Raw genomic sequence first — 358 nt, 5'->3', positions numbered from 1 at the left:
CGGCGGGACTGACCAGCCCACGCAGCGGTTCGGCATCGGCGGGACAGACCTCGGCTTTTTGTTCGAGGGCGGCAAGTCCGTCAATGGCGGGAAGGCACTATGGGTCGGCGGTGTCTTCGGCGATACCTTCACCGGCGGGACACCGGGCCAGGGTGATTGGCGCTCGCCCGTGGGGCTCCGCTCGTCAAACCGGGATGTCACCACGCGTGGCATCGTGTGGGACAACGCAATCCACGGAATCAACTATGCGAACCAGATGTGGCCCTACCGGCACGTGGGCGAGTCCGGGACGGTGAACGGCAGGAACTTCGACGCATTTACCATCATCCCGAATGATGTGATTCAGCTCCCCGATGGG

General features: G+C 63.7%; 1 protein-coding gene. It reads left to right on the top strand.

Annotation, left to right across the window (positions count from 1 at the left end):
- Nucleotides 1-358, top strand: a 358-nt coding sequence (locus ACTQV4_RS10405) for a DUF4185 domain-containing protein (protein ID WP_441569796.1), incomplete at both ends; no start/stop codon positions are given.

It is taken from the genome of Collinsella sp. LCP19S3_B11 (genome assembly GCF_052121915.1).
Classification (GTDB): domain Bacteria; phylum Actinomycetota; class Coriobacteriia; order Coriobacteriales; family Coriobacteriaceae; genus Collinsella.
Note: the sequence above shows the minus strand (reverse complement) of the source record. Positions and strands in the feature narration are given on the sequence as shown.